The sequence below is a fragment of the Robertmurraya sp. FSL W8-0741 genome (assembly GCF_038004005.1).
In the GTDB taxonomy this organism is placed as follows: Bacteria; Bacillota; Bacilli; order Bacillales; family Cytobacillaceae; genus Robertmurraya; species Robertmurraya siralis.
In genome coordinates this window covers 1,504,195-1,528,621 of the sequence record NZ_JBBOQG010000001.1, presented here as the reverse complement: position 1 = coordinate 1,528,621, position 24,427 = coordinate 1,504,195, and the positions used below count along the sequence as shown (strand labels likewise).

Annotated in this window: 15 protein-coding genes, 21 tRNA genes, 3 rRNA genes and 1 pseudogene; 7 read left to right on the top strand and 33 right to left on the bottom strand. The window is 41.5% G+C overall.

Features of this window, described 5'->3' with window-relative positions; all coding sequences use genetic code 11:
• Positions 1-33: 33 nt before the first annotated feature.
• The 3 genes from NST02_RS07415 to gnd all read right to left on the bottom strand — a co-directional run bounded on the left by NST02_RS07415 (position 34) and on the right by gnd (position 2,700).
• Positions 34-903: a PTS system mannose/fructose/sorbose family transporter subunit IID gene (locus NST02_RS07415; RefSeq protein ID WP_095312581.1), complete on the bottom strand. Its 870-nt coding sequence runs from the start codon at positions 901-903 to the stop codon at positions 34-36.
• A gap of 23 nt (positions 904-926) precedes the next feature.
• Positions 927-1,694: a PTS mannose/fructose/sorbose/N-acetylgalactosamine transporter subunit IIC gene (locus tag NST02_RS07410; RefSeq protein WP_095312579.1), complete on the bottom strand. Its 768-nt coding sequence runs from the start codon at positions 1,692-1,694 to the stop codon at positions 927-929.
• Positions 1,695-1,803: 109 nt separating this feature from the next.
• Positions 1,804-2,700 (bottom strand): phosphogluconate dehydrogenase (NAD(+)-dependent, decarboxylating), encoded by an 897-nt coding sequence (gnd, locus tag NST02_RS07405; RefSeq protein ID WP_095312576.1) that lies wholly within the window; start codon positions 2,698-2,700, stop codon positions 1,804-1,806.
• Between the two features lie 803 nt (positions 2,701-3,503).
• Between gnd and NST02_RS07400 the strand changes: the two genes are divergently transcribed.
• On the top strand, positions 3,504-3,950 hold the full coding sequence (locus NST02_RS07400) for a helix-turn-helix domain-containing protein (RefSeq protein WP_137744754.1): 447 nt from the start codon (positions 3,504-3,506) through the stop codon (positions 3,948-3,950).
• Between the two features lie 259 nt (positions 3,951-4,209).
• On the opposite strand, the gene NST02_RS07395 is transcribed toward NST02_RS07400, so the two are convergent.
• The 23 genes from NST02_RS07395 to NST02_RS07285 form a co-directional block, all read right to left on the bottom strand.
• Positions 4,210-4,281, bottom strand: a tRNA-Glu gene (locus tag NST02_RS07395).
• A 5-nt stretch (positions 4,282-4,286) separates the two neighbouring features.
• A tRNA-Ser gene (locus NST02_RS07390) sits at positions 4,287-4,377 on the bottom strand.
• 3 nt (positions 4,378-4,380) lie between these two features.
• Positions 4,381-4,455 (bottom strand) — tRNA-Asn (locus NST02_RS07385).
• A gap of 41 nt (positions 4,456-4,496) precedes the next feature.
• Positions 4,497-4,573 (bottom strand) — tRNA-Ile (locus NST02_RS07380).
• Positions 4,574-4,577: 4 nt separating this feature from the next.
• Positions 4,578-4,651: transfer RNA gene (locus tag NST02_RS07375), tRNA-Gly, on the bottom strand.
• 210 nt (positions 4,652-4,861) lie between these two features.
• Positions 4,862-4,934 (bottom strand) — tRNA-Phe (locus NST02_RS07370).
• Positions 4,935-5,097: 163 nt separating this feature from the next.
• Positions 5,098-5,174, bottom strand: a tRNA-Asp gene (locus NST02_RS07365).
• A 32-nt stretch (positions 5,175-5,206) separates the two neighbouring features.
• Positions 5,207-5,280, bottom strand: a tRNA-Met gene (locus NST02_RS07360).
• Between the two features lie 164 nt (positions 5,281-5,444).
• Positions 5,445-5,537: transfer RNA gene (locus tag NST02_RS07355), tRNA-Ser, on the bottom strand.
• Between the two features lie 37 nt (positions 5,538-5,574).
• Positions 5,575-5,651 (bottom strand) — tRNA-Ile (locus NST02_RS07350).
• Positions 5,652-5,675: 24 nt separating this feature from the next.
• Positions 5,676-5,752, bottom strand: a tRNA-Met gene (locus NST02_RS07345).
• 86 nt (positions 5,753-5,838) lie between these two features.
• Positions 5,839-5,914, bottom strand: a tRNA-Ala gene (locus NST02_RS07340).
• 15 nt (positions 5,915-5,929) lie between these two features.
• Positions 5,930-6,006: transfer RNA gene (locus tag NST02_RS07335), tRNA-Pro, on the bottom strand.
• A 5-nt stretch (positions 6,007-6,011) separates the two neighbouring features.
• Positions 6,012-6,088 (bottom strand) — tRNA-Arg (locus tag NST02_RS07330).
• 39 nt (positions 6,089-6,127) lie between these two features.
• Positions 6,128-6,213, bottom strand: a tRNA-Leu gene (locus tag NST02_RS07325).
• 7 nt (positions 6,214-6,220) lie between these two features.
• Positions 6,221-6,295, bottom strand: a tRNA-Gly gene (locus NST02_RS07320).
• Positions 6,296-6,335: 40 nt separating this feature from the next.
• Positions 6,336-6,420 (bottom strand) — tRNA-Leu (locus NST02_RS07315).
• Between the two features lie 72 nt (positions 6,421-6,492).
• Positions 6,493-6,568: transfer RNA gene (locus NST02_RS07310), tRNA-Lys, on the bottom strand.
• Between the two features lie 173 nt (positions 6,569-6,741).
• Positions 6,742-6,817, bottom strand: a tRNA-Thr gene (locus NST02_RS07305).
• A gap of 58 nt (positions 6,818-6,875) precedes the next feature.
• A tRNA-Val gene (locus NST02_RS07300) sits at positions 6,876-6,951 on the bottom strand.
• A gap of 24 nt (positions 6,952-6,975) precedes the next feature.
• Positions 6,976-7,092, bottom strand: a 5S ribosomal RNA gene (gene rrf / locus NST02_RS07295).
• 217 nt (positions 7,093-7,309) lie between these two features.
• Positions 7,310-10,265 (bottom strand): 23S ribosomal RNA (locus tag NST02_RS07290).
• 653 nt (positions 10,266-10,918) lie between these two features.
• Positions 10,919-12,522, bottom strand: a 16S ribosomal RNA gene (locus NST02_RS07285).
• The 16S, 23S and 5S rRNA genes sit together here with 20 tRNA genes alongside, the layout of an rRNA operon.
• A gap of 418 nt (positions 12,523-12,940) precedes the next feature.
• Here NST02_RS07285 and NST02_RS07280 point away from each other — a divergent pair.
• Entirely contained in the window at positions 12,941-13,114 is a 174-nt protein-coding gene (locus tag NST02_RS07280; RefSeq protein WP_170211410.1) for a hypothetical protein, read from the top strand.
• A 16-nt stretch (positions 13,115-13,130) separates the two neighbouring features.
• Here NST02_RS07280 and NST02_RS07275 read toward each other — a convergent pair whose 3' ends face one another.
• Both NST02_RS07275 and NST02_RS07270 read right to left on the bottom strand, forming a co-directional pair.
• Complete coding sequence (locus tag NST02_RS07275) at positions 13,131-13,700, bottom strand: GNAT family N-acetyltransferase (RefSeq protein ID WP_095314604.1); 570 nt, start codon at positions 13,698-13,700, stop codon at positions 13,131-13,133.
• A gap of 31 nt (positions 13,701-13,731) precedes the next feature.
• A complete protein-coding gene (locus NST02_RS07270; RefSeq protein ID WP_408014812.1) occupies positions 13,732-14,631 on the bottom strand; it encodes a DMT family transporter in 900 nt (299 codons plus the stop codon).
• Positions 14,632-14,906: 275 nt separating this feature from the next.
• On the opposite strand from NST02_RS07270, the gene NST02_RS07265 reads away from it, so the two are divergent.
• The 3 genes from NST02_RS07265 (at position 14,907) to NST02_RS07255 (ending at position 16,581) form a co-directional block, all read left to right on the top strand.
• Positions 14,907-15,602: an MgtC/SapB family protein gene (locus tag NST02_RS07265; RefSeq protein ID WP_095314606.1), complete on the top strand. Its 696-nt coding sequence runs from the start codon at positions 14,907-14,909 to the stop codon at positions 15,600-15,602.
• A gap of 293 nt (positions 15,603-15,895) precedes the next feature.
• Positions 15,896-15,968 (top strand) — tRNA-Ala (locus NST02_RS07260).
• A gap of 337 nt (positions 15,969-16,305) precedes the next feature.
• Positions 16,306-16,581 (top strand): hypothetical protein, encoded by a 276-nt coding sequence (locus NST02_RS07255; protein WP_095314608.1) that lies wholly within the window; start codon positions 16,306-16,308, stop codon positions 16,579-16,581.
• A 289-nt stretch (positions 16,582-16,870) separates the two neighbouring features.
• Here the strand turns inward: NST02_RS07255 and NST02_RS07250 are convergent, their stop codons facing one another.
• Together NST02_RS07250 and NST02_RS07245 are read right to left on the bottom strand one after the other, a co-directional pair.
• The gene (locus tag NST02_RS07250) at positions 16,871-18,031 is read right to left on the bottom strand and encodes a hypothetical protein (RefSeq protein ID WP_137744912.1); all 1,161 of its coding nucleotides are present in this window, start codon (positions 18,029-18,031) and stop codon (positions 16,871-16,873) included.
• A 199-nt stretch (positions 18,032-18,230) separates the two neighbouring features.
• Positions 18,231-18,992: a YiiX/YebB-like N1pC/P60 family cysteine hydrolase gene (locus tag NST02_RS07245; protein ID WP_142946964.1), complete on the bottom strand. Its 762-nt coding sequence runs from the start codon at positions 18,990-18,992 to the stop codon at positions 18,231-18,233.
• Positions 18,993-19,228: 236 nt separating this feature from the next.
• Between NST02_RS07245 and NST02_RS07240 the strand changes: the two genes are divergently transcribed.
• On the top strand, positions 19,229-19,504 hold the full coding sequence (locus tag NST02_RS07240; protein ID WP_340950044.1) for a hypothetical protein: 276 nt from the start codon (positions 19,229-19,231) through the stop codon (positions 19,502-19,504).
• Positions 19,443-19,625: pseudogene (locus NST02_RS07235) on the top strand (IS3 family transposase); the annotation flags it as partial. The gene NST02_RS07240 and the pseudogene NST02_RS07235, both read left to right, overlap by 62 nt.
• A gap of 48 nt (positions 19,626-19,673) precedes the next feature.
• Here NST02_RS07235 and NST02_RS07230 read toward each other — a convergent pair.
• The 3 genes from NST02_RS07230 to NST02_RS07220 are packed head-to-tail and all read right to left on the bottom strand — an operon-like array spanning position 19,674 to position 24,342.
• Complete coding sequence (locus tag NST02_RS07230; protein WP_340948590.1) at positions 19,674-22,598, bottom strand: collagen binding domain-containing protein; 2,925 nt, start codon at positions 22,596-22,598, stop codon at positions 19,674-19,676.
• On the bottom strand, positions 22,595-23,731 hold the full coding sequence (locus tag NST02_RS07225) for a collagen binding domain-containing protein (protein ID WP_340948589.1): 1,137 nt from the start codon (positions 23,729-23,731) through the stop codon (positions 22,595-22,597). The genes NST02_RS07230 and NST02_RS07225 overlap by 4 nt, the downstream gene beginning before the upstream one ends.
• Positions 23,728-24,342 carry a class D sortase gene (locus NST02_RS07220; protein WP_340948587.1) on the bottom strand — a complete coding sequence of 205 codons (615 nt, stop codon included), beginning with the start codon at positions 24,340-24,342 and terminating at the stop codon, positions 23,728-23,730. The genes NST02_RS07225 and NST02_RS07220 overlap by 4 nt, the downstream gene beginning before the upstream one ends.
• Positions 24,343-24,427: the final 85 nt, after the last annotated feature.

Sequence of the window (24,427 nt, the reverse complement as noted above, 5' to 3'; positions counted from 1 at the left end):
TTAAATCTCCATTACAGTTTTAAAAACAAAAGCTTATAAAATCCGAAGCGCACCAAGGACAATTAATGTACCAGTTAGCCATAATAGCCCTCTTGTAATATTGAATCCTTTCTTATCAAAGTATAAATAAACACCCAATACGGTTAATAACGGCAATAAACCTGGTAAAATCGAGTCCAAAATATCCTGCAGAACGAATTCCTTTTCAGATAGTGTAAAAGAGAGTGAACTACTCACTTTTACATACGATCCGGCCAAGATCCCCATCATGAATAATCCAAGCACAGATAATGCATCAATCATCGTTTTAATTCGGCTTCCAGCTAAAATTTCTTTTGCGGCATTGCGACCTAAGCCGTAGCCCATTCTAACAAAATAGTAGCCGTACAAATATGTGACGAGCGTGAAGCAAATGAACGGAAACAATGCACCAATTGGACTGCCTGCCATTGCCCATGGCAAAGCTATGGCAATAAAAATATATTGAACAGTACCAGAGTCAATTGCATCTCCAATACCAGCTAAAGCTCCCATCAATCCTACTTTTGTATTGTTAATCATGTCAGGGCTTGGCGCTTCATCTTCCTTCCCTTCAGCAAATGCTTTTGCACGGGATTCTTCAAGAGATGCTGTAATGCCAGTCAGCGTCCCTCCACCCCAAATCGCTTGCGTATTAAAGAATAATAAATGTCTTTGGTACGCCTCGCTTAAATCCTTTTTATCTTTATATAATTTCTTTAAAATTGGCATCATCCCAAATAAAAACGATGGCGCGACCATTCTGTCAAATGTATGAGGAATTTCATTTGCCCACCACCATCGTGACCAAGCTTTAAGCAAATCTTTCTTGGTGATTGGCTCTGGATAATTCTCCGGAGTTTGCCTCTTTTCTTCCGTATTCATCTGTCATCCCACCTTTAAAGTTTTTACGCCGGTTCCTTTTTTCTTGTGAATAACACATATAGACCAGCTAAAATGGCTCCGAAAATCGCATAAGTTACCGTGTTGATTTCCAGCCCTTTTAAAGCAACACTCATAAAATAGGCAAGGAAGAAAAACAAAAGTAATTCCTTTTTGCCAATTACGTGCATAATAACAGCAATTCCAAGAGCCGCAAGACCACCGCCAACCACTTCTAAAACGTGAATAACCGGACCATCGCTAATAGAATTAACAAAATCAGCAACAACTGGTGCTCCAAAGTAAAGAGCCACAAACACTAATGGAACATAAAGAATAAAGCTTATTACAATTGGAATAATGATTACGGAAGTAAAAATTCCTCTGTCATTGACTTCTGCTGCATACTTGTCCAATATGCGTAATGCAAACGTATTTAAAAAGAAGCGAAATTGATAAGCATAGCTGCCTAAAATTCCAACTGGCACAGCAATCGCCACTGCCTTTTCTGGAGTGAAGTCACCTAGTACAGCGACAGTTACAGCAATAGCTGCGGCAATCGCAGGTTCACTCGGTAAAGCTCCACCTGGCGCTACCGCTCCCATATAAACCAATTGAATAGCTGCTGTAATAATCATTGCTTCTGTTATATGTCCTGTCACTATCCCCACAACCAGACCTGTCATTAATGGGCTAAAGCGCAAAGTTAAGGTAGCATAGCCAATCCCACGGGACATAACAATCGCTACCCAAATGGCTATTATTAGTGCTTGACCAACGGAAAGTGTTGCCATTTGTTTAATCACTCCCTCGTATAATTAAAATGTTAGTTATTTCACAAACTACTGCAATACTCTCCTCCCTCCATTAAAATAGAAGTGAAACCATCATATTTATACTAAATTACTTCTTTACCACACTGTGTCCCCCAAATTCATTTCGCAGGGCGGCGACCACTTTTGCTGAGAAGCTATCTTCTTCTAAAGAACGATTTCTCATCATAAGCGACAAGGCAATAACCGGTACAGGAACTTCTAACTCAAAGGCTGTTTCTACCGTCCATTTTGCCTCGCCTGACGATGCCACCATTCCACGAATATGTTCAAGTTCAGCATCTTTTTTTAAGGCAGATTCAGTCAGTTCCATTAGCCAGCTGCGAATGACGGAACCATTGTTCCAAACTGAAGCCACTTCTGCCAAATCAAAATCATAGCGACTTTGATTCAGCACTTGAAAGCCCTCGCCAATCGCTTGCATAAAACCGTATTCAATTCCGTTATGAACCATTTTTAAGAAATGGCCACTCCCAGATTCCCCCGCATATAAGCAACCTCCTTGAATGGAAATTGCTTTAAATATTGGTTCCAGCCGTTCAAAAACGTCGCGCCTGCCACCGATCATTAAACAGGCTCCTCCATTGGCACCAGCGATGCCTCCGGATGTTCCAACGTCTAAAAAATCAATTCCCTTTTCATCAGCCTGGGCTGCACGCCGGACGGAGTCCTTATAATGCGAATTTCCTCCATCAATCACGATGTCATCCGCTTTCATTTTTTGGAGGAGTCCATCTATCACCATTTCGCTTGATTTCCCTGCAGGTACCATGACCCATACCACTCTTGGATGTGGCAAACTAGCCAGCATTTGCTCGATGCTATCCACAATATGTAGACCTTTATCTTTTGCTGCTATTCTCACTTCGCTAGATCGATCAAAACCATAGACAGAATGGCCATTGTTTGCTAAGTTTAACGCAAGGTTATATCCCATTTTCCCTAAACCAATCATGCCAATTTGCATCAAATCACTCCTTGTTTAAAACAAGTTGTTTATCATTGCTCACTTTGAGCACAGTAAAATAGGCAGGTGGCAAGCCTGCGATCATTGGGGCAGTCAAATGGCATTATTTTTTTAATCTTTTTGTAGCGTCTCTCAAAATACCTTAAAGTGGATCGAGTAATACAGATTGCCCCAACAACATTTGTTACAACACACCAAGAACATCGAAAGAACAGCGTAACTCCTAGTCGCCTTATGCTGCAATGTAAAGCTAATAGCAGCAAAATAAATAGACAATTTATCCGAATGGCTTTGAAGCTTTTGTTTCATACCATGAATGGAACAGAGTTGCTATCCGTTTCCCCCTGTTCATCTGACAGCGGGACACTCTAATAAACCTGTGTGGAGCAGTCGGTATATGAAACCCCTCTCTGAATTTAAAACAGTATAAGTATGAGTGAGCAAAGCTCCTTTTGTTTGTGATACTGATATGAAGGTGCAACCAAATAAACACGCATATACGTGTAAATAAAATCAAACCAATGTAGACATACGTATGCCTTTTTCAAGCTGAATCAAAACAGCATGCAAGAAGCTCTTCTTAAGAAAACACATTATTCATAGCACTTTAACTTGGGTGTCAAACAAATAAAATTAAGAATACTCAAAAATTCATTTCACAAAAAATATTTGCAGCTATTTAGCACCGGTGGACAAATATCATTTGCTAATTAAAATTATACACGTTTTTGCGTGCGAGTCAACAAAAATAATCGAATTTTCGTATATAAACACGTATTTTCGTACGAAGGGAGAAAAAATTGATGAAAAACATCGAAAATATTGGAGAACGAATTAAATTTTTAAGAGAAAAACATGGATTATCTCAGGCTGCTTTTGCAAAAAGAATTGGTGTGTCCGCTGGAAATGTCGGAGACTGGGAAAGCGAGAAAAAGAAATCTTTACCTGGCGCCAAAGCCATTTATGCTATTGCCAAGGAATTTGAAGTAACGGCAGATTGGCTGCTAGATGGAGAGGAATACATAGTGGATTCAACGTTTAATAGTGGAAATATCGTGATCCAGGATGGTAAACCAGCAATCAGTCCCTCCAAAAATACAGGATCCACTAACGACACAGATTCGAATGAAATAGTGAATCTAACGGCAGAAGCAAAAGAGTTAATTACGATTTTTAACAGCTTAAATAAACGTGACGCCGCTGAATTATTAATGATTGCACGGATGAAAAAAGAGCTCGGTAACCGATGAAAGAAGGGCGCTAATGATGAAGATGTATCTTACCATTAGCGCCCTTTTATCCCCTTCTCTATCCCTTAATCTAAAGTACGAGTGATAGTGTTATGTCGTTACTCTAATCTTATTAGATTCTCGTCAGAATCGGGAGTTTATATGCTTTGTCCTTAAAACTATTTTTAAATCCCAATAAATATTTCAGAGCCAAAAAAAGCGTATCATTAGTATAGTACGATAAAAAAAACTGCTGACCTAATGTCAACAGCTTTTTTTATGACCCGTACGGGATTCGAACCCGTGTTACCGCCGTGAAAGGGCGGTGTCTTAACCACTTGACCAACGGGCCAGAAATGGCGGAGAAGGAGGGATTTGAACCCTCGCGCCGGTTACCCGACCTACACCCTTAGCAGGGGCGCCTCTTCAGCCACTTGAGTACTTCTCCATATGGCTCCGCGGGTAGGATTCGAACCTACGACCGATCGGTTAACAGCCGATTGCTCTACCACTGAGCTACCGCGGAATACGATGCGTTCTAGCTTCCATAAATTAAAAAAGCAAAGATGGTGGGCCTAAATGGACTTGAACCATCGACCTCACGCTTATCAGGCGTGCGCTCTAACCAGCTGAGCTATAGGCCCATTTTGGAGCGGGTGATGGGAATCGAACCCACGACAACAGCTTGGAAGGCTGTGGTTTTACCATTAAACTACACCCGCATTTTTATTGAATTATACTAGATTTTATCTTCCCTTATTTTGGCCTTCTTTCATGCCTCTAACTCTTCTTGCTTTTTCAGGATGTCATATCGTCGAGGCAACTCGTTGATAAATCATTGAAGCTTTGCTCGTGGCTGTGGTTTTACCATTAAACTACACCCGCATAGTGAAAGTTTTTTTACTACACTATGCTTCGTAAAAAAACTTTGATGGCTCAGGACGGAATCGAACCGCCGACACAAGGATTTTCAGTCCTTTGCTCTACCGACTGAGCTACTGAGCCGTAATAATATTAAATTCCTATAACACATTTTCCGAATGTCCTTCGCCCTCATCTCAGAAAGTTGATTCAAGATGATGCTCGATGAGTGCGCTGGATGCTTATCCTTGCCGCTTATTCATCGTGCTCTACCGACTGAGCTACTGAGCCATCATATGTAAGTAAATGGCGGTCCGGACGGGACTCGAACCCGCGACCTCCTGCGTGACAGGCAGGCATTCTAACCAACTGAACTACCGGACCAAAGTAGTTTCAACTTTATTGAAACTACTCGATTGCGGAGGCAGGATTTGAACCTGCGACCTTCGGGTTATGAGCCCGACGAGCTACCAGACTGCTCCACCCCGCGCTAATAGTATATATCTAGATAAGCGCATGCTACTAGATAGCTTAATGACTGTCCCGATTTCAGTATGCTTACTCGAGGAAGAACTTCAATCGGTACAACTCGCAGTTTACTCAGTGAAGTAACGCTTGTTGCTCCACCCTGCGCTAATAGTAAAATTGGTGATATGGCGGAGGAAGAGGGATTCGAACCCCCGCGCGGTTTAACCCGCCTGTCGGTTTTCAAGACCGATCCCTTCAGCCAGACTTGGGTATTCCTCCGAAATATTATAGGTTGTTTTGCTTATGCAAAAAATAGTGGTGGACCTTGTAGGACTCGAACCTACGACCGGACGGTTATGAGCCGTCTGCTCTAACCAGCTGAGCTAAAGGTCCAATAAAGCTTTTGTGGTAAAATATTGGTAGCGGCGGAGGGGATCGAACCCCCGACCTTACGGGTATGAACCGTACGCTCTAGCCAGCTGAGCTACACCGCCAAATATAATATGATAAATACTCACTTTTATTATGAGCCATTATAAGAATGAATATATTCAATTTATTTCGTTGTGTGAATAATTATTGGTGGAGCCTAGCGGGATCGAACCGCTGACCTCCTGCGTGCAAGGCAGGCGCTCTCCCAGCTGAGCTAAGGCCCCATCATTATAGCATAGTGGTCGGGAAGACAGGATTCGAACCTGCGACCCCTTGGTCCCAAACCAAGTGCTCTACCAAGCTGAGCTACTTCCCGTTACATGGCGCGCCCGAGAGGAGTCGAACCCCTAACCTTTTGATCCGTAGTCAAACGCTCTATCCAATTGAGCTACGGGCGCAATATAACAGTCATTTCCACTACTGTGAAAAAACTTTAATGCCGAGGACCGGAATCGAACCGGTACGGTAGTCACCTACCGCAGGATTTTAAGTCCTGTGCGTCTGCCAGTTCCGCCACCCCGGCTAATAAATGGAGCGGAAGACGGGATTCGAACCCGCGACCCCCACCTTGGCAAGGTGGTGTTCTACCACTGAACTACTTCCGCAAAATTAATCGATTAAAAAAGCAGATATATTATTTTTTCTTGGTGCGGGTGAAGGGAGTCGAACCCCCACGCCTTGCGGCGCTAGATCCTAAGTCTAGTGCGTCTGCCAATTCCGCCACACCCGCATGTTAAAATCATAAGTTCTTTTTACTGACGTATATTAAAGAAAGATATTTTTCCCTACATCGTAAGAACTTTGGTGAGCCATGAAGGACTCGAACCTTCGACCCTCTGATTAAAAGTCAGATGCTCTACCGACTGAGCTAATGGCTCTGAAGTAAATATGCGCTGCTATCAAATTTTCAACTTTGAGATAAAAAGCATCTACGATGTCCCCACCTCAGAAAGTTAACTCAAGCAGCAGCTCGATGGGTACAACTCGCAGCAAATTCATAGATGAATTGCTCGTTGCTCTACCGACTGAGCTAATGGCTCTAAATCTAAAATGGTGCCGGCCAGAGGACTCGAACCCCCAACCTACTGATTACAAGTCAGTTGCTCTACCAATTGAGCTAGGCCGGCATATATGTTAAGACAGAAAATGAAAAGGTACATTATTTTCGCTAACGCGAAAAAATGTTGGTGGAGGATGACGGGATCGAACCGCCGACCCCCTGCTTGTAAGGCAGGTGCTCTCCCAGCTGAGCTAATCCTCCGAAATAGCAATTTATTATTAAACAGCCCGGCAACGTCCTACTCTCACAAGGGGACAGCCCCTAACTACCATCGGCGCTGAGAAGCTTAACTTCCGTGTTCGGTATGGGAACGGGTGTGACCTTCTCGCTATCGCCACCGGACCTATTTAAATTATCAAGACAAATTCTATTATAATGGTTTTAACTTTTTTTTCAAGTAGAAATTCAAAAGAATTTTCCTTCATAACTAATTGTTAAAAATAATTAAAACTTCCTTATAATAAACTTTTTATGTAACATGAGAACATAACAACATGAAAATCTATTGTACCCTCAAAACTAGATAATGGATGAAGAAGAAAAAGACCGAGTAACCTATTTGGTTAAGTCCTCGAACGATTAGTATCAGTCAGCTCCACATGTCACCATGCTTCCACCTCTGACCTATCAACCTGATCATCTTTCAGGGTTCTTACTAGCTTGCGCTATGGGAAATCTCATCTTGAGGGGGGCTTCATGCTTAGATGCTTTCAGCACTTATCCCTTCCGCACATAGCTACCCAGCGATGCTCTTGGCAGAACAACTGGTACACCAGCGGTGCGTCCATCCCGGTCCTCTCGTACTAAGGACAGCTCCTCTCAAATTTCCTACGCCCACGACGGATAGGGACCGAACTGTCTCACGACGTTCTGAACCCAGCTCGCGTACCGCTTTAATGGGCGAACAGCCCAACCCTTGGGACCGACTACAGCCCCAGGATGCGATGAGCCGACATCGAGGTGCCAAACCTCCCCGTCGATGTGGACTCTTGGGGGAGATAAGCCTGTTATCCCCGGGGTAGCTTTTATCCGTTGAGCGATGGCCCTTCCATGCGGAACCACCGGATCACTAAGCCCGACTTTCGTCCCTGCTCGACTTGTAGGTCTCGCAGTCAAGCTCCCTTGTGCCTTTACACTCTACGAATGATTTCCAACCATTCTGAGGGAACCTTTGGGCGCCTCCGTTACTCTTTAGGAGGCGACCGCCCCAGTCAAACTGCCCACCTGACACTGTCTCCCACCTCGATCAGAGGTGCGGGTTAGAATGTCAATACAGCCAGAGTAGTATCCCACCGACGCCTCCACCGAAGCTAGCGCTCCGGCTTCCACGGCTCCTACCTATCCTGTACAAGCTGTACCAAAATTCAATATCAGGCTACAGTAAAGCTCCACGGGGTCTTTCCGTCCTGTCGCGGGTAACCTGCATCTTCACAGGTACTATAATTTCACCGAGTCTCTCGTTGAGACAGTGCCCAGATCGTTACGCCTTTCGTGCGGGTCGGAACTTACCCGACAAGGAATTTCGCTACCTTAGGACCGTTATAGTTACGGCCGCCGTTTACTGGGGCTTCAATTCAGAGCTTCGCGTAAGCTAACCCCTCCTCTTAACCTTCCAGCACCGGGCAGGCGTCAGCCCCTATACTTCGCCTTGCGGCTTCGCAGAGACCTGTGTTTTTGCTAAACAGTCGCCTGGGCCTATTCACTGCGGCTCTTCAGGGCTATGCACCCTAAAAAGCACCCCTTCTCCCGAAGTTACGGGGTCATTTTGCCGAGTTCCTTAACGAGAGTTCTCTCGCTCACCTTAGGATTCTCTCCTCGCCTACCTGTGTCGGTTTGCGGTACGGGCACCTGTTTTCTCACTAGAGGCTTTTCTTGGCAGTGTGGAATCAGGAACTTCGGTACTTGATTTCCCTCGCTGTCACAGCTCAAGCGTATGGCAAGCGGATTTGCCTACTTGCCGCTCTAACTGCTTAGACGCACATATCCAGCAGTGCGCTTACCCTATCCTCCTGCGTCCCCCCATCGCTCAAACAAAAACGAGGTGGTACAGGAATATCAACCTGTTGTCCATCGCCTACGCCTTTCGGCCTCGGCTTAGGTCCCGACTAACCCTGAGCGGACGAGCCTTCCTCAGGAAACCTTAGGCATTCGGTGGATGGGATTCTCACCCATCTTTCGCTACTCATACCGGCATTCTCACTTCTAAGCGCTCCACCAGTCCTTCCGGTCTAGCTTCAACGCCCTTAGAACGCTCTCCTACCGCGTACACCTACGGTGTACACCCACAGCTTCGGTGATACGTTTAGCCCCGGTACATTTTCGGCGCGGGGTCACTCGACCAGTGAGCTATTACGCACTCTTTAAATGATGGCTGCTTCTAAGCCAACATCCTGGTTGTCTAAGCAACCCCACATCCTTTTCCACTTAACGTATACTTTGGGACCTTAGCTGGTGGTCTGGGCTGTTTCCCTTTTGACTACGGATCTTATCACTCGCAGTCTGACTCCCACGTTTAAGTACTTGGCATTCGGAGTTTGTCTGAATTCGGTAACCCGATGAGGGCCCCTAGTCCAAACAGTGCTCTACCTCCAAGACTCGTTCTTCGTGAGGCTAGCCCTAAAGCTATTTCGGAGAGAACCAGCTATCTCCAAGTTCGATTGGAATTTCTCCGCTACCCACACCTCATCCCCGCACTTTTCAACGTGCGTGGGTTCGGTCCTCCATTCAGTGTTACCTGAACTTCAACCTGGACATGGGTAGATCACCTGGTTTCGGGTCTACGACTACATACTCAAGACGCCCTATTCAGACTCGCTTTCGCTGCGGCTCCGTCTTCTCAACTTAACCTTGCATGCAATCGTAACTCGCCGGTTCATTCTACAAAAGGCACGCTATCACCCAGCATGTTTCCAAAGGAAAATATGCATAGGGCTCTAACTACTTGTAGGCACACGGTTTCAGGTTCTCTTTCACTCCCCTTCCGGGGTGCTTTTCACCTTTCCCTCACGGTACTGGTTCACTATCGGTCACTAGGGAGTATTTAGCCTTGGGAGATGGTCCTCCCAGCTTCCGACGGGATTTCACGTGTCCCGCCGTACTCAGGATCCACTCAAGAGGGAACGAAGTTTCAACTACAGGGTTGTTACCTTCTCTGACCAGCCTTTCCAGACTTGTTCGTTTACTCCGTTCCTTTGTAACTCCGTATAGAGTGTCCTACAACCCCAAGAGGCAAGCCTCTTGGTTTGGGCTAATCCCGTTTCGCTCGCCGCTACTCAGGGAATCGCGTTTGCTTTCTCTTCCTCCGGGTACTTAGATGTTTCAGTTCCCCGGGTCTGCCTTCCATCCCCTATGTATTCAGGTATGGATACCATCCCATTACGGATGATGGGTTTCCCCATTCGGAAATCTCCGGATCAAAGCTTACTTACAGCTCCCCGAAGCATATCGGTGTTAGTCCCGTCCTTCATCGGCTCCTAGTGCCAAGGCATCCACCGTGCGCCCTTTATAACTTAACCATTCGGCAAATGATCAGCTACACATCTCTTCGTCATCTTCACTCGTCAGCATCCTCACGTACAGACTACGTACGCTCCGGTACTTCCTCGCTTGATTCCTCGACTTGTTTGCTTCTCATTTCCCTCAACTTTCGGCTTCCGATAAGCGGCGCATCTCTGCGTCAGCTCCCTCTCTACGCTCCTCACGTACCCATTCCGTACGCTCCGATGCTCGTTCGGTCGCTTCCTTGATCTGCTTGCTTCTCGAAACCCTCTTGTTCGGCTTTCAATACATCAACACAACTTTGTGTGATTTCTTGAAACCCTCGCGGTTTACTCTATGAATAAATCAATAGAGAGAAAAACTAAAATGGCGATTACTCGGTAATTTCTTGGTTCTTCTTCATTATCATTATCTAGTTTTCAAGGTACAAACGGCGAATGATAAGCTTCGCATCTTTTCGTCAACTTCCCTCGTTCTGCTCCTCATGTATCAAATACACTCCGGTGCCCACTCAGTCGTTTCCTCAATCTGCTCGCTTCTAATTCACCTTCATTCTATTTTGAGAGATTGCACTCTCAAAACTAAACAAACCATACGGCTATTTTGACTTGGCAAAATAGCTTCATCAACTTTACGATTTATGAGACATCTAAGCCTCAATATTCCTTAGAAAGGAGGTGATCCAGCCGCACCTTCCGATACGGCTACCTTGTTACGACTTCACCCCAATCATCTGTCCCACCTTAGGCGGCTGGCTCTAGTGGTTTCACTGAATTTCCGACTACTTTTATCAGATACTCAGTGAAACCACCAGTTACCTCACCGACTTCGGGTGTTACAAACTCTCGTGGTGTGACGGGCGGTGTGTACAAGGCCCGGGAACGTATTCACCGCGGCATGCTGATCCGCGATTACTAGCGATTCCGGCTTCATGTAGGCGAGTTGCAGCCTACAATCCGAACTGAGAATGGTTTTATGGGATTCGCTCCACCTCGCGGCTTCGCTGCCCTTTGTACCATCCATTGTAGCACGTGTGTAGCCCAGGTCATAAGGGGCATGATGATTTGACGTCATCCCCACCTTCCTCCGGTTTGTCACCGGCAGTCACCTTAGAGTGCCCAACTGAATGCTGGCAACTAAGATCAAGGGTTGCGCTCGTTGCGGGACTTAACCCAACATCTCACGACACGAGCTGACGACAACCATGCACCACCTGTCACTCCGTCCCCCGAAGGGGAACGCCCTATCTCTAGGGGTGGCAGAGGATGTCAAGACCTGGTAAGGTTCTTCGCGTTGCTTCGAATTAAACCACATGCTCCACCGCTTGTGCGGGCCCCCGTCAATTCCTTTGAGTTTCAGCCTTGCGGCCGTACTCCCCAGGCGGAGTGCTTAATGCGTTTGCTGCAGCACTAAAGGGCGGAAACCCTCTAACACTTAGCACTCATCGTTTACGGCGTGGACTACCAGGGTATCTAATCCTGTTTGCTCCCCACGCTTTCGCGCCTCAGCGTCAGTTACAGACCAAAGAGCCGCCTTCGCCACTGGTGTTCCTCCACATCTCTACGCATTTCACCGCTACACGTGGAATTCCGCTCTTCTCTTCTGCACTCAAGTTCCCCAGTTTCCAATGACCCTCCACGGTTGAGCCGTGGGCTTTCACATCAGACTTAAAGAACCGCCTGCGCGCGCTTTACGCCCAATAATTCCGGACAACGCTTGCCACCTACGTATTACCGCGGCTGCTGGCACGTAGTTAGCCGTGGCTTTCTGGTTAGGTACCGTCAAGGTACCGGCAGTTACTCCGGTACTTGTTCTTCCCTAACAACAGAGTTTTACGATCCGAAAACCTTCATCACTCACGCGGCGTTGCTCCGTCAGACTTTCGTCCATTGCGGAAGATTCCCTACTGCTGCCTCCCGTAGGAGTCTGGGCCGTGTCTCAGTCCCAGTGTGGCCGATCACCCTCTCAGGTCGGCTACGCATCGTCGCCTTGGTGAGCCGTTACCTCACCAACTAGCTAATGCGCCGCGGGCCCATCTATAAGTGATAGCCGAAACCATCTTTCCGCTTTCGAACATGTGTTCAAAAGCATTATCCGGTATTAGCTCCGGTTTCCCGAAGTTATCCCAGTCTTATAGGCAGGTTGCCCACGTGTTACTCACCCGTCCGCCGCTCAAGCAACAAGAAAGCAAGCTTTCTTGTGCAAGCGCTCGACTTGCATGTATTAGGCACGCCGCCAGCGTTCGTCCTGAGCCAGGATCAAACTCTCCAATAAAGAGTAAGATTAGCTCTTATGTTTAAAATAAACGTTGGCTAGTTTCAGCTTCTTAAGAAAGATAGCCTCCACTATAATTATTTGTTGACGTATGATTTGTTTAGTTTTCAAAGTACAATCATGGTTAAATTAAGAACCTTTAACCAAAACGCCACTTTGGAAGCGACTCTATAAATATAACACAAAACCTTTCCTTAAGTCAACAGTTTTCTTGATAATTATTTTGTTGTTTCTTAAGGACAAGAAATAATATACCATGTCTTAAAAATGATTTCAATATAATTTTTGATTTTTTTACAATAAAATTTAAGTTCCCCATTACCTCCGCTCCATTTTCTATCTTCCAGTAATAAAAATAAAGATCCCTCATATTAATTACTAGGAGAAAGAAATAATGTTCTAGAAAGGATTGAAAGACATGCTAGAATCCGTAGCTTTATATCTATCATTTATCATGGCAATCTATTTATTCATTTATTCCTATATCGAGGGGCTCAAAATCGCTAATTCAGAAGAAAAAGTTCGGGGCGGTACCTTTATTTTTACGATTACCTTAGCATTTATCTTTTCAGGATTTACTTACATTCTTTAAAAGCGCAAGAGAGGGCTTATATGGCACCTCTCTTATCTTCCTGTAAAACTGCACAAAGGACAGCATCCATATATTTACCTTGTATAAAGAACCTTTTTCTAAGGATTCCTTCTTCCTTAAAACCATTTTTCTCAAGGACTTTCTTAGAGCCGTAATTAAAAGGGGAATATAGTGCCTCGATTCGATTGAAGTTCATTTCACTAAATCCATACTCAACCAATGCTCGAACTGCTTCAGACATAATCCCTTTTCCCCAATAAGCAGGGTTAAGATCATAACCAATTTCTCCTTTTAAATGCTCCTCTTCAAGCGAATGAAAACCACAAGTTCCAATGATTTCATTTTCTCCTTTAAGGGTAATTCCCCATCTAATCTGATTTCTGGACTGATATCGAAAAAGGAGACTATCAATTAGCTCCTCTGCCTCCTGTAATGAAGAAAGCTGCTCCCTATCGTAATATTTCATCACTTCCTTCTTAGACAAATAGGAATAAATCCCATGTGCATCATGGCAATGCAAATTTCTTAAAATTAACCTCTTCGTTTCAATAATGGGGAATTTCATAAAAGGAGCATCCCAGCCCATAATATTTCCTCATTTCTTCTTAAGTCACTCGTTATTCTTTTTCCTGCTTTACTTTTATTTTAGACATTTTTCCTTCTATTAAGAAGAACGCTAATGATGCCATTACAATTAATCCTCCAAGAATTTGTGTCAACATAATTTTTTCGTTCAATAAATAATAGGCAAGTATCGTTGCTCCAATTGGTTCTAATAAAATAGCCATCGAAATCGTTGAAGTGCTTAACCATTTAATAGACCAATTAAATAAGGTATGCCCTAATAAAGTTGGAATGATCGCCAGTAAAATGAAATATAACCAGTCACTCGTTGGATAGTTCATTAATGGTTGTCCTAAAATAAGAACATAAATAAATAGTGTTATCGCACTAATAGCATAGACGACAAATGTGTAAGTTATAAGTGAAACTCTTTTTCGCACTGATTGTCCAAACATTAAATAAGCGGTAACTAATGCACAGGCAATAAGCGCAAGAATATCACCGAATAAGGCGGAACCGCTGATTTTGAAATCACCCCAGCTAATAATAAAACTGCCGATGATCGCCATAACCCCACAGAAAATCGCCCGCACCGAAAACCTTTCCTTAAAAAATACATAAGTGCCTACAAACGCAAAAAGCGGCTGCAATGTAACCAACACGGTGGAACTCGCTACAGACGTATAATTTAATGATTCAAACCAGAGAATGAAGTGAAATGCCAGAAATACTCCTGCAACCAAAGAAAATAGCCAATCTCTCTTCGTAATAAGACGCAGTTCACTGGCATACTTTATTAAAAACACAGGAAGCATAATGATTACTGAAAAAAACAAACGATAAAAAGCAATGACCTCGGAGGGAGCTTGTGATACTTTTACAAATATAGCCGATGTCGAAACTGCAATAACACCAACGGATAAAATAAAATATGGATTTACTTTTGGCCCCATCAAATAAACTCCTTAAAATGCGGCTTTGTTAGATGTCAGTATTGATTTTTGGCTCATCTTCTCCATGAATCCATAAAGCTTAACTTTAAAGGCATGTGAAACCGGAGTTTCAAACGAATTGAGCAACAATATTGTTAACAAAGCGTTAAATTTAAAAATGAACATCCACTGTAAGGTGCATATCATTTATTTTACAACCTTTAATAAGTCAATTACCATGAAAATAATAATTTCTTGAAATCAATCATATGGTTTTGAAAAAAGGTGGGGAAAAGATGCTTGGTTCTGATATGGAAATTCTCATGAAATTGGGAATATCAACTTTCCTTGGATTAATTATTGGACTGGAAAGGGAATTGAAAAGAAAACCCGTCGGTCTTAAAACGAGTTTAGTCATTTCAATCGTAAGCTGCCTTCTTACAATTGTATCGATTGAGTCTGCCTATATGGTACCACCGAGAGAGGATATAAACATTACAATGGATCCACTTCGATTGGCTGCACAGATCATTTCCGGGATTGGCTTCCTTGGAGCCGGTGTTATTTTACGAAGGGGAAATGACAGCATTTCAGGACTAACGACTGCTGCATTGATCTGGGGTGCGGCAGGAATTGGAATTGCCGTAGGGGCAGGCTTCTATATTGAGGCAACTGCAGGAGTGGCATTGTTAATCATTAGCGTTGAAATCGTTCCAATTATTATGGGCTGGATTGGCCCCCGTCAATTGCGGGAGAAAGAAATTAAACTTCAGCTTAATGTACAAGATAAAAATAAAATCGTCGAAATCATTAACCATTTAAAAGGGGAAAAAATTTCCCTCAAACATTTACGAATCAAAGATTTAAACGACAATGATCATCTTGTGCAATTAAGAATAACTGTCCATCATAAAAGATTAACAACAGATGTGTACCATACTGTTTCAAAAATTGACGGTGTACGGAGCGTTGAAATTGAAAGTATACATTAAAAGACTTCTGACTCTGTCCACAATTGCTTAATTTCTTTATTGCTTTACCTTGTCAGGGTCCTCATTCTCTTTATTGGTAACCCGCTCTTCCCAAAGCTCGGCCCCTTAAAAGCAAACATTATCCATCTGTCTACAGAGAACTGCTATCAAATATTTTTTAATCAAGCATTCAATTAAATGCTTTTCCCCTCATAAAAATCTATATTTTTAATGCTCACGTCCTTATCACAATTAAATTTCTCTTGATCTTTTGATTGATTTCCCTATATAATAATCGATGTAAAAGATCGTACGGGGGATTAGCTCAGCTGGGAGAGCGCAACGCTGGCAGCGTTGAGGTCAGGGGTTCGAGCCCCCTATTCTCCATCCCGAAAAGCCTTGTGTATCAAGGCTTTTTCTTTTTGCTTCATTTTATCAAGCATCACTATTTTAAGTATTGTTGACGAATTGTCGCCAAAATGGTTTTTATTAAATTTTCAGACTGTATTCCCTACTAAAGCATAAAATTATGAGCAATCCTTGTTTACAATCGGGTATGCAACTGGCAGCTTCACTATAAAATCAATCAAAACTTGTACATTCAAACATTAAAAAATACACCCTTTCCAAAATTGCGCTCACTTTATGGTTCAATCCTCTAATCATGGACAAACTATATCCGTAAGATTAACCTGATAATTATGTCCAATGGAGTGATAGCATGATGAATTTTCCAACTATACATACAAACTTTTGGGATGCAATAGTAGCAGTCCCTTCTGTAATGGTCTTAACACAGATCATTAAAGTTATTTTTAAAATCCCGAAACACTTTGTACCAACACTAGCACTGGTTATCGGTTTGGCAATCTCTACTTTTATTAGTCACCGTCATGATTTGCTTGCAGGACTTTTCATGGGATGGTTCTATGGCTATGCCGCAATAGGTTCATATGCAGCAACTAAAACCGCACTTATTTATTTCAGAAACCGAAAGTAGCCTGGCAGTTACAACCTTTACCGATGCAAAGGAAAAACAACATATGCAAAGATCGGCCCTAAAAAATCTATAAACAAATCCATGCAGGCGATGCTTGTTTTAGTACAATGGATTTAGTAATTAATCTACTCTCAGCTATGTTAAGTATTTTTTTAAATTAAAAATTGTTAATCAACGGTATTTTCTAAAACACATATCCATCGCTAGATGCTGCTTTGATTGAATAATGAAGAATTTCCGCATATAACGATCATTCAAAGCATTTATTTTCTCTAAATTATGCTCAGGCTTAGTCGTTTTCGGAATTAATTATAACGAAATCATATAAATGCATTTTTGTATTAAAAGTATTCAACTCAGGAAAATCTTTCAGTACTAGCTCCTCCTGTCTTTTTCCAGATAGGAGGTTGTATTCCGCAATTTTTGCTCGCCTATTTTCATGTTCAAGGGAGAAGACATGAAGAGTGCCATTTTGTTGGAACACTTCTACGCTTCCTTCAAAACTGGTCTCCACTAGAGAAAATGCTTTTTCACTGTTTCCTGTCTCAGTCGATATTCGATAAACATCTCCGAAGCCATCGATAAAGTAAAGATTATCTTGATAAAGGAATACACATCTTTTATAACTAAAAGGTATCTGCTTGTAAAAAGTTTGCTCATCATTGGCATACGTCGCCACTTTTGTAAACTGATACTTTTTTGACTGCAAATTAACCTTGACCATTTCGGTTAAAGCTCCAGTTTGCCGAATGAAATATAAATGATGCCCATCCGTCTGAAGTTGTCCAAATGTAGTGCTGTTCTCTTCCTTCTCAATTTCCAACATTGGCTTAACAATTGGCTTTTCTCCTAATATTACTTCTTTGAACTGATAGCTTTTTTCATCTTCTGATGATGACAGTGTATAAAGACTCCCTTGATGCAACACAGAGGCTTCAATAAAGAAAGGAATGATCCCTTTTTCGAAATGCCCATCCTTTTCCCAATAAATATCCGAACGGTAGCCTCCGTTTGTTTTATCGTAGCCAGAATTAAAAACAGCATAAAAACCAGCCGTTGATTCAAGGAATCCGATATGGTCTCCCGTATGCTGGTAATCATCTCTTTCAATCCTCTCAAACCCTTTCGAAATTTTATAAAAGCGACTCTTATCCGCTAATAGAATCTCATTCTCTTTCACACCAATGCTTCCCAACTCCAGTCCTTCCATTTCATAAGTCATCGGTTTACCCCTATGATCAATAAATACTGCTGCACTTTTTCCTCCGCCATACGTATCTTGGTCGGCAGTAGTTGAGAAATAAACAATCGCTTTCTTACTATCTAAGAAATTTTCCTCTTCAAGCTCCCTATCACTTGCTTTTTTCGAACCGCTATTCTTTGTAAAAAACCAGCCTACCAATATCGTTAATAAAACGAAACAAATGAGCACCATCCATCTCTTCCTCATACGTTCTCCTCATACTTAATTTAGTAAATAAAGCGCTTTCAATTTGCATCAAGATGAATTAAAAAACGAACATTTATAAAAGGATTGAGTACAAAAACTACTTTTAACATCAATGATGTTGTAAATATTCGTTTTTTAACTCCATATTCCCTTATAAAAATACCAAACCTATTGATAAATCCAAGATTTAAACGAACCTTTAATTGATCGTCGCGATCGTGGTTGTGTAGGATGAGGCGGTAATATCACGTGGATAAACCCCCAAGCCACCATTATGGTCTATATCGATGTTAGCTTTCAAAGTGAAGGCGGACCAAAGTAATTTTGAACAATTTTTATCTCCGTCGTGCCCTGTTAATCTATTGGTTGCAAAGTTAAAAGAATATGAGCTTCCCACCTGACTGACTGCCCAATCTGCTGCGTTATTTTTTTGAGTAGTCGTTACGTTTACCCTTTGAATAATACTATTTTTTTCTACATTGCGAGCATTATATTTAATCTGACGAACACCATCACCCGGAACCGCTTCGACGATTTTATCAGAAGCTGAATACATCCCTACATGACCATGGTTATAGTAAGCGGTATAGGAATCCGAATAAAAAATATTTCCTTTCGTACTCATCGGCAACACATAGGAACCCGATGAACCGCCAAAAATAACCGTATCTTTTTGTTCATTGCCATTTTCCTTCGCTACCCTGTCTCCCTCTTTTTTATCCGTTATTAACTCTTGATAAACCATTTTGATCACTTCGTCTTTTGACATTTTTTGAGATTTGGCATAGTCGGTAATCGATTCAAGAATTTCTTGTTCTGTCGTACCAGGCTGAAGTTGAACAATTTTCTTGAGGTACATGTCAATTTCTGAGGATTTAGCATAGCTAGACGGTGAGAATAAGAGTGACAGTCCTAAAACGATAGCAAAGCTGACAAAGGCTCTTTTCCTAATAACCACCATTTTATTCCTCCTTTATTGAGATTCCCTAGGATATTATGACGAAGATGGAAAATATATGTATAGTAATTAAGTTAAAAATTGTTAATTCATTGTTTAAATAAAATAATATAAAAAGCTGTTCTTTACGGTACTGCACACCAGAAGTTTAGAGTTAATAATCTAACCTCTGGGGTGTTTTTGTATGGCAAAATATAGTGAAGTATTTAAATTAAAAAAAAATGAAAGGGCGGCCTTCTATGTCTAAAAATCATAAAGCAAAATTACCAAAACAAGAAAAAGAGTTATCTCGTGAAGAACTATTAGAACGAGAAAATGAACTTCTACGTTTAGAGAATGCCTATTTAAAAAAGTTAAAAGCTTTTCAAGAAAATCCGAATGCATCCCTCGAAAAGCACAAAAGCGTTGGCATTCGAACTCAAAGAAAAGCAACCTGTGCGGATAATGCGGCAGGAAAATTTCTTTGGGGTCCTCAAGCAAGAGATGTATTATGGAGAAGTATTAGTATCTTATGAAGAGCTAAAAAAACAAATTGTTGAGTACATAGATTACTACAATAATAAGCGTATAAAAGTAAAATTAGCTGGTTTAAGTCCAATACAATACCGAACTCAAACCAGCCAATCAGCTGCTTAATAAAAACTCTAACTTTGTGGGGTCACCACCATAAAGAACAGCTCTTTTTTAATTTATAGTCGTTTTTCTTCTATAGAAAAGAATTAGTAAACCGAATATCATTAGAACCAGTCCACTTATGATATTCATGATTGAACTTTCTTCCCCTGTTTGTGGGAGAACATTTATGTCACTATTTTTAGGAGTTTTTGATCCCTTCTGCTTCGAATTTTCCTCTTTTTGATCTCGTTCCCCCGAATTCCCACTATTATCAGAACCATTGTCATGTCCAGGTTGACTCGGGCCTTTACCTCCACCGTTGTCCGGTTTTTCATGCTCTCCCGGCTGCGGATCAGGACTTCGATCTGGGTCTGGACCTGGATCTGGATCTGGATTCGGTCCTGGATCTGGATTTGGATCTGGGCCTGGATCTGGATTCGGCCCTGGGTCTGGATTTGGATCTGGGCCTGGATCTGGGCCTGGGCTTGGTCCCGGACTTGGACCTGTACCACCTGGTTCATTTTTCTTTACTACTTTAACTACTTCTAATTGATTGTTTACAATTGTAAACGGAACTGGAGTGGCGTCTAGTTTATAGTAGGATGGAGCACGTGTTTCGACGAATTGGTACTCTCCTTCCTCCAAATGGTTAACGATAATTTGGCCATTCGCATTTGTGGTATGGGAGCTAATCGTTTTAAATTCTCCGTCTATAAACTTCTTTAAATCAAATCTTGCACCTGATAATAATTTTGTTTCATCATTGCTATCAACTTTCGTTAATTCGACAGCTTGATGAATTTTTGCGTTTTTTATCTCTATTTCTTGATTTATTTCATTCAGTACAATTATTTCAGTATCTTGAATCCCAACGACATATCCTTCTGGAGCTTGTACTTCTTTTAGTAGATACTCTCCCCATAGCAATCGATCAAACACAGCAATTCCTTCGGTATTCGTTGTTTGCGTTTCAATAACGGCTCCAGTCGACGAATCTAGCAGTGTAAAGACTGCTCCTTCTAACTCCTCACCGCTTGCTGCATCCACTTTTTTAACCGTTAAAGCGCCTACTTCACCTTCACCTATTCCTACTCCTGTCGTTCTTTCAACTCTGATCATTGATTCTGACTTTGTCATTTCTTCACTTAAAAAATCCCCTGTGAGAATGACACCATTTGAAATAAAATCGCCAACTTTAGCTAGAATAAGAGACTGATACTCTAATATATATGGTTTTTCAATATCCTGTTTATATATGAGCTCAAATGTTTCATCTCCGTCATCTGTAAGAGGAAATACGATATCATATTCATCAGCACTGACTTCCTCCGCCTTTGTTACTGTTCCATCCGCTGCAACTGATGTGGAGTAAAGTCGAAAAGATTCTTTTAGTAGTTTTTGATTATTAGTTGGTATATCGATCACTTTAGCATTAAATATTTTGGACTGACTAAAGTTAATATTGATTTTCCAATCAATAATCTTCCCGTTTTGCTTTCCAGATTTGTCTGTAAACTCTCCCCCGTGCTTTACAGATACTTTAGCATTTAGCTTCGTCAATTCAGTATTGGCATCATAGACAGTTGCTGTATTATCATATTCTTTTTGGATAAGCTCTCCGTCCAAGCTCGTTTTATATGAAATCAAGTATGGAACTGTAATCTGCTCTTTAAAGATGTCTCTAAACCCTGCTTTTCCATCTGGATTAAGCAAAATCGTGTAATCAATATTCTCTTCCAATTCTTTGAAATCAACGCCATTCGGATCCCCTGTTAATAGCATTTCTTTCACAACAATAGAATCTTCTATTAGGTTCTGGCCTGTTCCAATAAAATCCTCTACGATCGCTTCATTAATCTCTTTCAGATTGTAGTTAAATCCGATCTCCCATGAGATTTCTTTTGTTGCTGCATTATAGGAGCCATTTTTAAAGCCGTTCGATCTCGTATAGTTGTCCGGAGTAAAAGTAGCTGTGAGTTCTTTATCTTTCTTGTTATTTGCTTCGTCCATCCATTCAAGTTGAACACGATTTTCCAAGTATGCTTTTTCTTGATTAACTCTCTCTTCGTAATCAAATTCAGTGTCGTATTGAATGGTCACCATTCCAGTTATCGTGTTCTTAAAGGTAATTTTAAAACTTTCTAAATCAAGCTCATAATCGACTCCTTTTACAAGTTCATCAGATCCGTGAGAAATCTTTAACGTATTTTCTTGAAGTTTTAACCCGCCATTTGTAAAATTATCGTTTAAGACAACATCGTTCATTTCATAGTTGTCTTTATTAAGTTCAATTATCCATGAAATCATTTTATCTTTATAATTTGGATTTCCGTGATGCTTAGACAAAATTTGTTGATAAATGGTTCTTGATGCTTCTTTTGTTTCCCCGCCATATTGAACTGTATTTGTTATCGTTTCTTGGTCAAATACACGTTCTGTTGCTGTTGTCTGATAAGTAATTTTATAAGCTTCTTGAATCGATTCGTTAAATTTAAACGTGAATCCCGATCGATCTTCTTCCAATAGAGGAGTAATATCATATTTGTCAGAAGAAACTTCTTCCGAATTCGCTTCATTTCCATTATCATCAATCGTTACTTTTTCCACTTTGAATGAACCATCCACTAACTTCTGAGTATTATTGAACAGATCCGTCAGCTTCGCTTCTTCTACTGGAATATTCTTTTCATTATAATTAAACTTAATTTCCCAATCGATCGTTTGTGTTGCGCCATTATAAGCTGTCGATGATTTCGCTAATGGAATGCCCCTTCTCACTCCAACTGTAGCGCTAGCTTCCATGTCTTCAATATTCTCTCCTGAGAGAACAGCAGTATTTCTATAACTCGTTCCGTTTGGATCTGTAATGTCTGTGAGAAATTCTATCCGATAGGCAGAGTTGATATTGCCAAAGGAAATACGGAAGTCCTTTCCATCTTCTGTCTTTTCAATCGCTTTAGTAATTTCTTCACCAATCTCTGTTTCCCCATTCATTCTGGTAACAGCTTGTATATTTTGATCGAATTTGCTTGAAATTCTTGTCCTTCGGGGATTGGATCTGTGAACACAGCATTTTCAATACTTTCTAAATGCTTATTGAAATCGATCACCCAAGAAATGCTCCTTGCGTTGTAGCCTTTATCAGGATTACCATTTTTATCAATGCTATTTCCCTGTGGGATAAAGAGGATCGGAATATCTTGTGGTGGCTGCCCTACAATTGGTGTAATTGAGATTTTTCGATCCTCAGTCACTTCCAACGATTCTTGCAATTTGCTTAATACTTCAAGTCTGCCACTTATATTGGAATGTGTTTCAATGAAATGATTAAAGATCATTGTTACTCGACCATTCGCATCAACAGAAAAGGTACCAATTACATCATTCTCAAAATAGATCTCCTGGTTGGTTATCGTTTCATACACTTTCAATTCCTCTGGCAAGTGAAATTCAAAAGTTGCCCCATTTTTATACTTATGATCAATTGGTAAAGCCCATTCATAGTTAACAATTACAATAGTCTTTAGATCAACTTCATCCACTTGCTCACCATTTTGATTCTCAAACGAAAGTGTTGCGTTTGTGAGAATATTTTCTTCAATCATTTGTTGCCCAACTTCAGGAGTCGCCTCATCCTCTGCGGCCATTTCAGCTTGGTCATTGTCAGTCTCTAATGGCTCATTGAATAAATTCTGTTTTTCTTCCGATATTTCGGATGAACTTTCTTCTGCTGTCGCTGGTGGAGCTTCCATTTTCACCCCGGTAAATGCCAATTGTCCGACTCCACCATCACTCATATTCGGATAAATAGTCACCGCAATTCCTAATGAACTAATAACAAAGCTCCCAATCGCATTATTATTGATAGAGAGAGTTCCTGATTGCGTCTCTACTATTTGAATATTGTCTGGAAGGGGAAAGTGATAGTTCTTTTCTTCTTCACTTGCATTGCCGGAAAACTCCCAATCGTAAACAATATTCACCTCATTCGAATCTGCTCCCTTTTCTTCCACCACTTCATTTTTTAGTAGAAATATTTGAGAGCTGTTCGCAAATGCCCCTATCGGACTTAGGAAGCTCTGAAGAATGAGTGTTATCATAACTACATAAAAAACGATTTTCTTCATATATCCTCCTTATGCGTACTTTTCAATTTTGCTTGGACAATCAATCGATCAGTAGGGTTTTTTGCCCCAATTGGTGTACATGTTACTAATGTTAGATATGGGCTTCCTAGCTCATTTAGGACATCAACTCGAGTTCTGTCAACAATATATTTATCCTCTACGATAAAAGTAAATTCTGTCGAACCTTGTTTGACATAAATCTCGTCGTTCATGACTAACTCATCCAACCGATTAAATTGTTTTCCATAACTGGCCCCTCGATGCCCTGCTAATCCAATATTGTTAATTCCAAATTTCTTTTTTGTTTGTAGCAGGCCGACTCCCCTATTTAACGAATTGGCATCAGCACCTTCGAAAATAAGCATTTCTAAATCAATCTTTGGTATAATAAGAATCCCTTTTGCATCCTTAACCATCAAATCGAGTTTAGTTGCTTCCGCCTTTTCTGAATTCCCATTTGTTGTAGCTAGTTGCTTAAAGGCTTCTACCAGCTTCTTTTCTTCTCTTTCAGCCACTTTTTGTTCAATCTGAGGTTGCACAAGTAAGGCAAGTCCACCGATCAACAAGGCAATCCCTGACACGGCTCTGAAGAAATATAACTTACTCATCATTTAAAGCGATTTCCCCCCTCCTCTCTCCAAAGGAATTTTAGATATGCTTGCACATACCTCAACAAATTTTAGTCAAGCCCTCTAA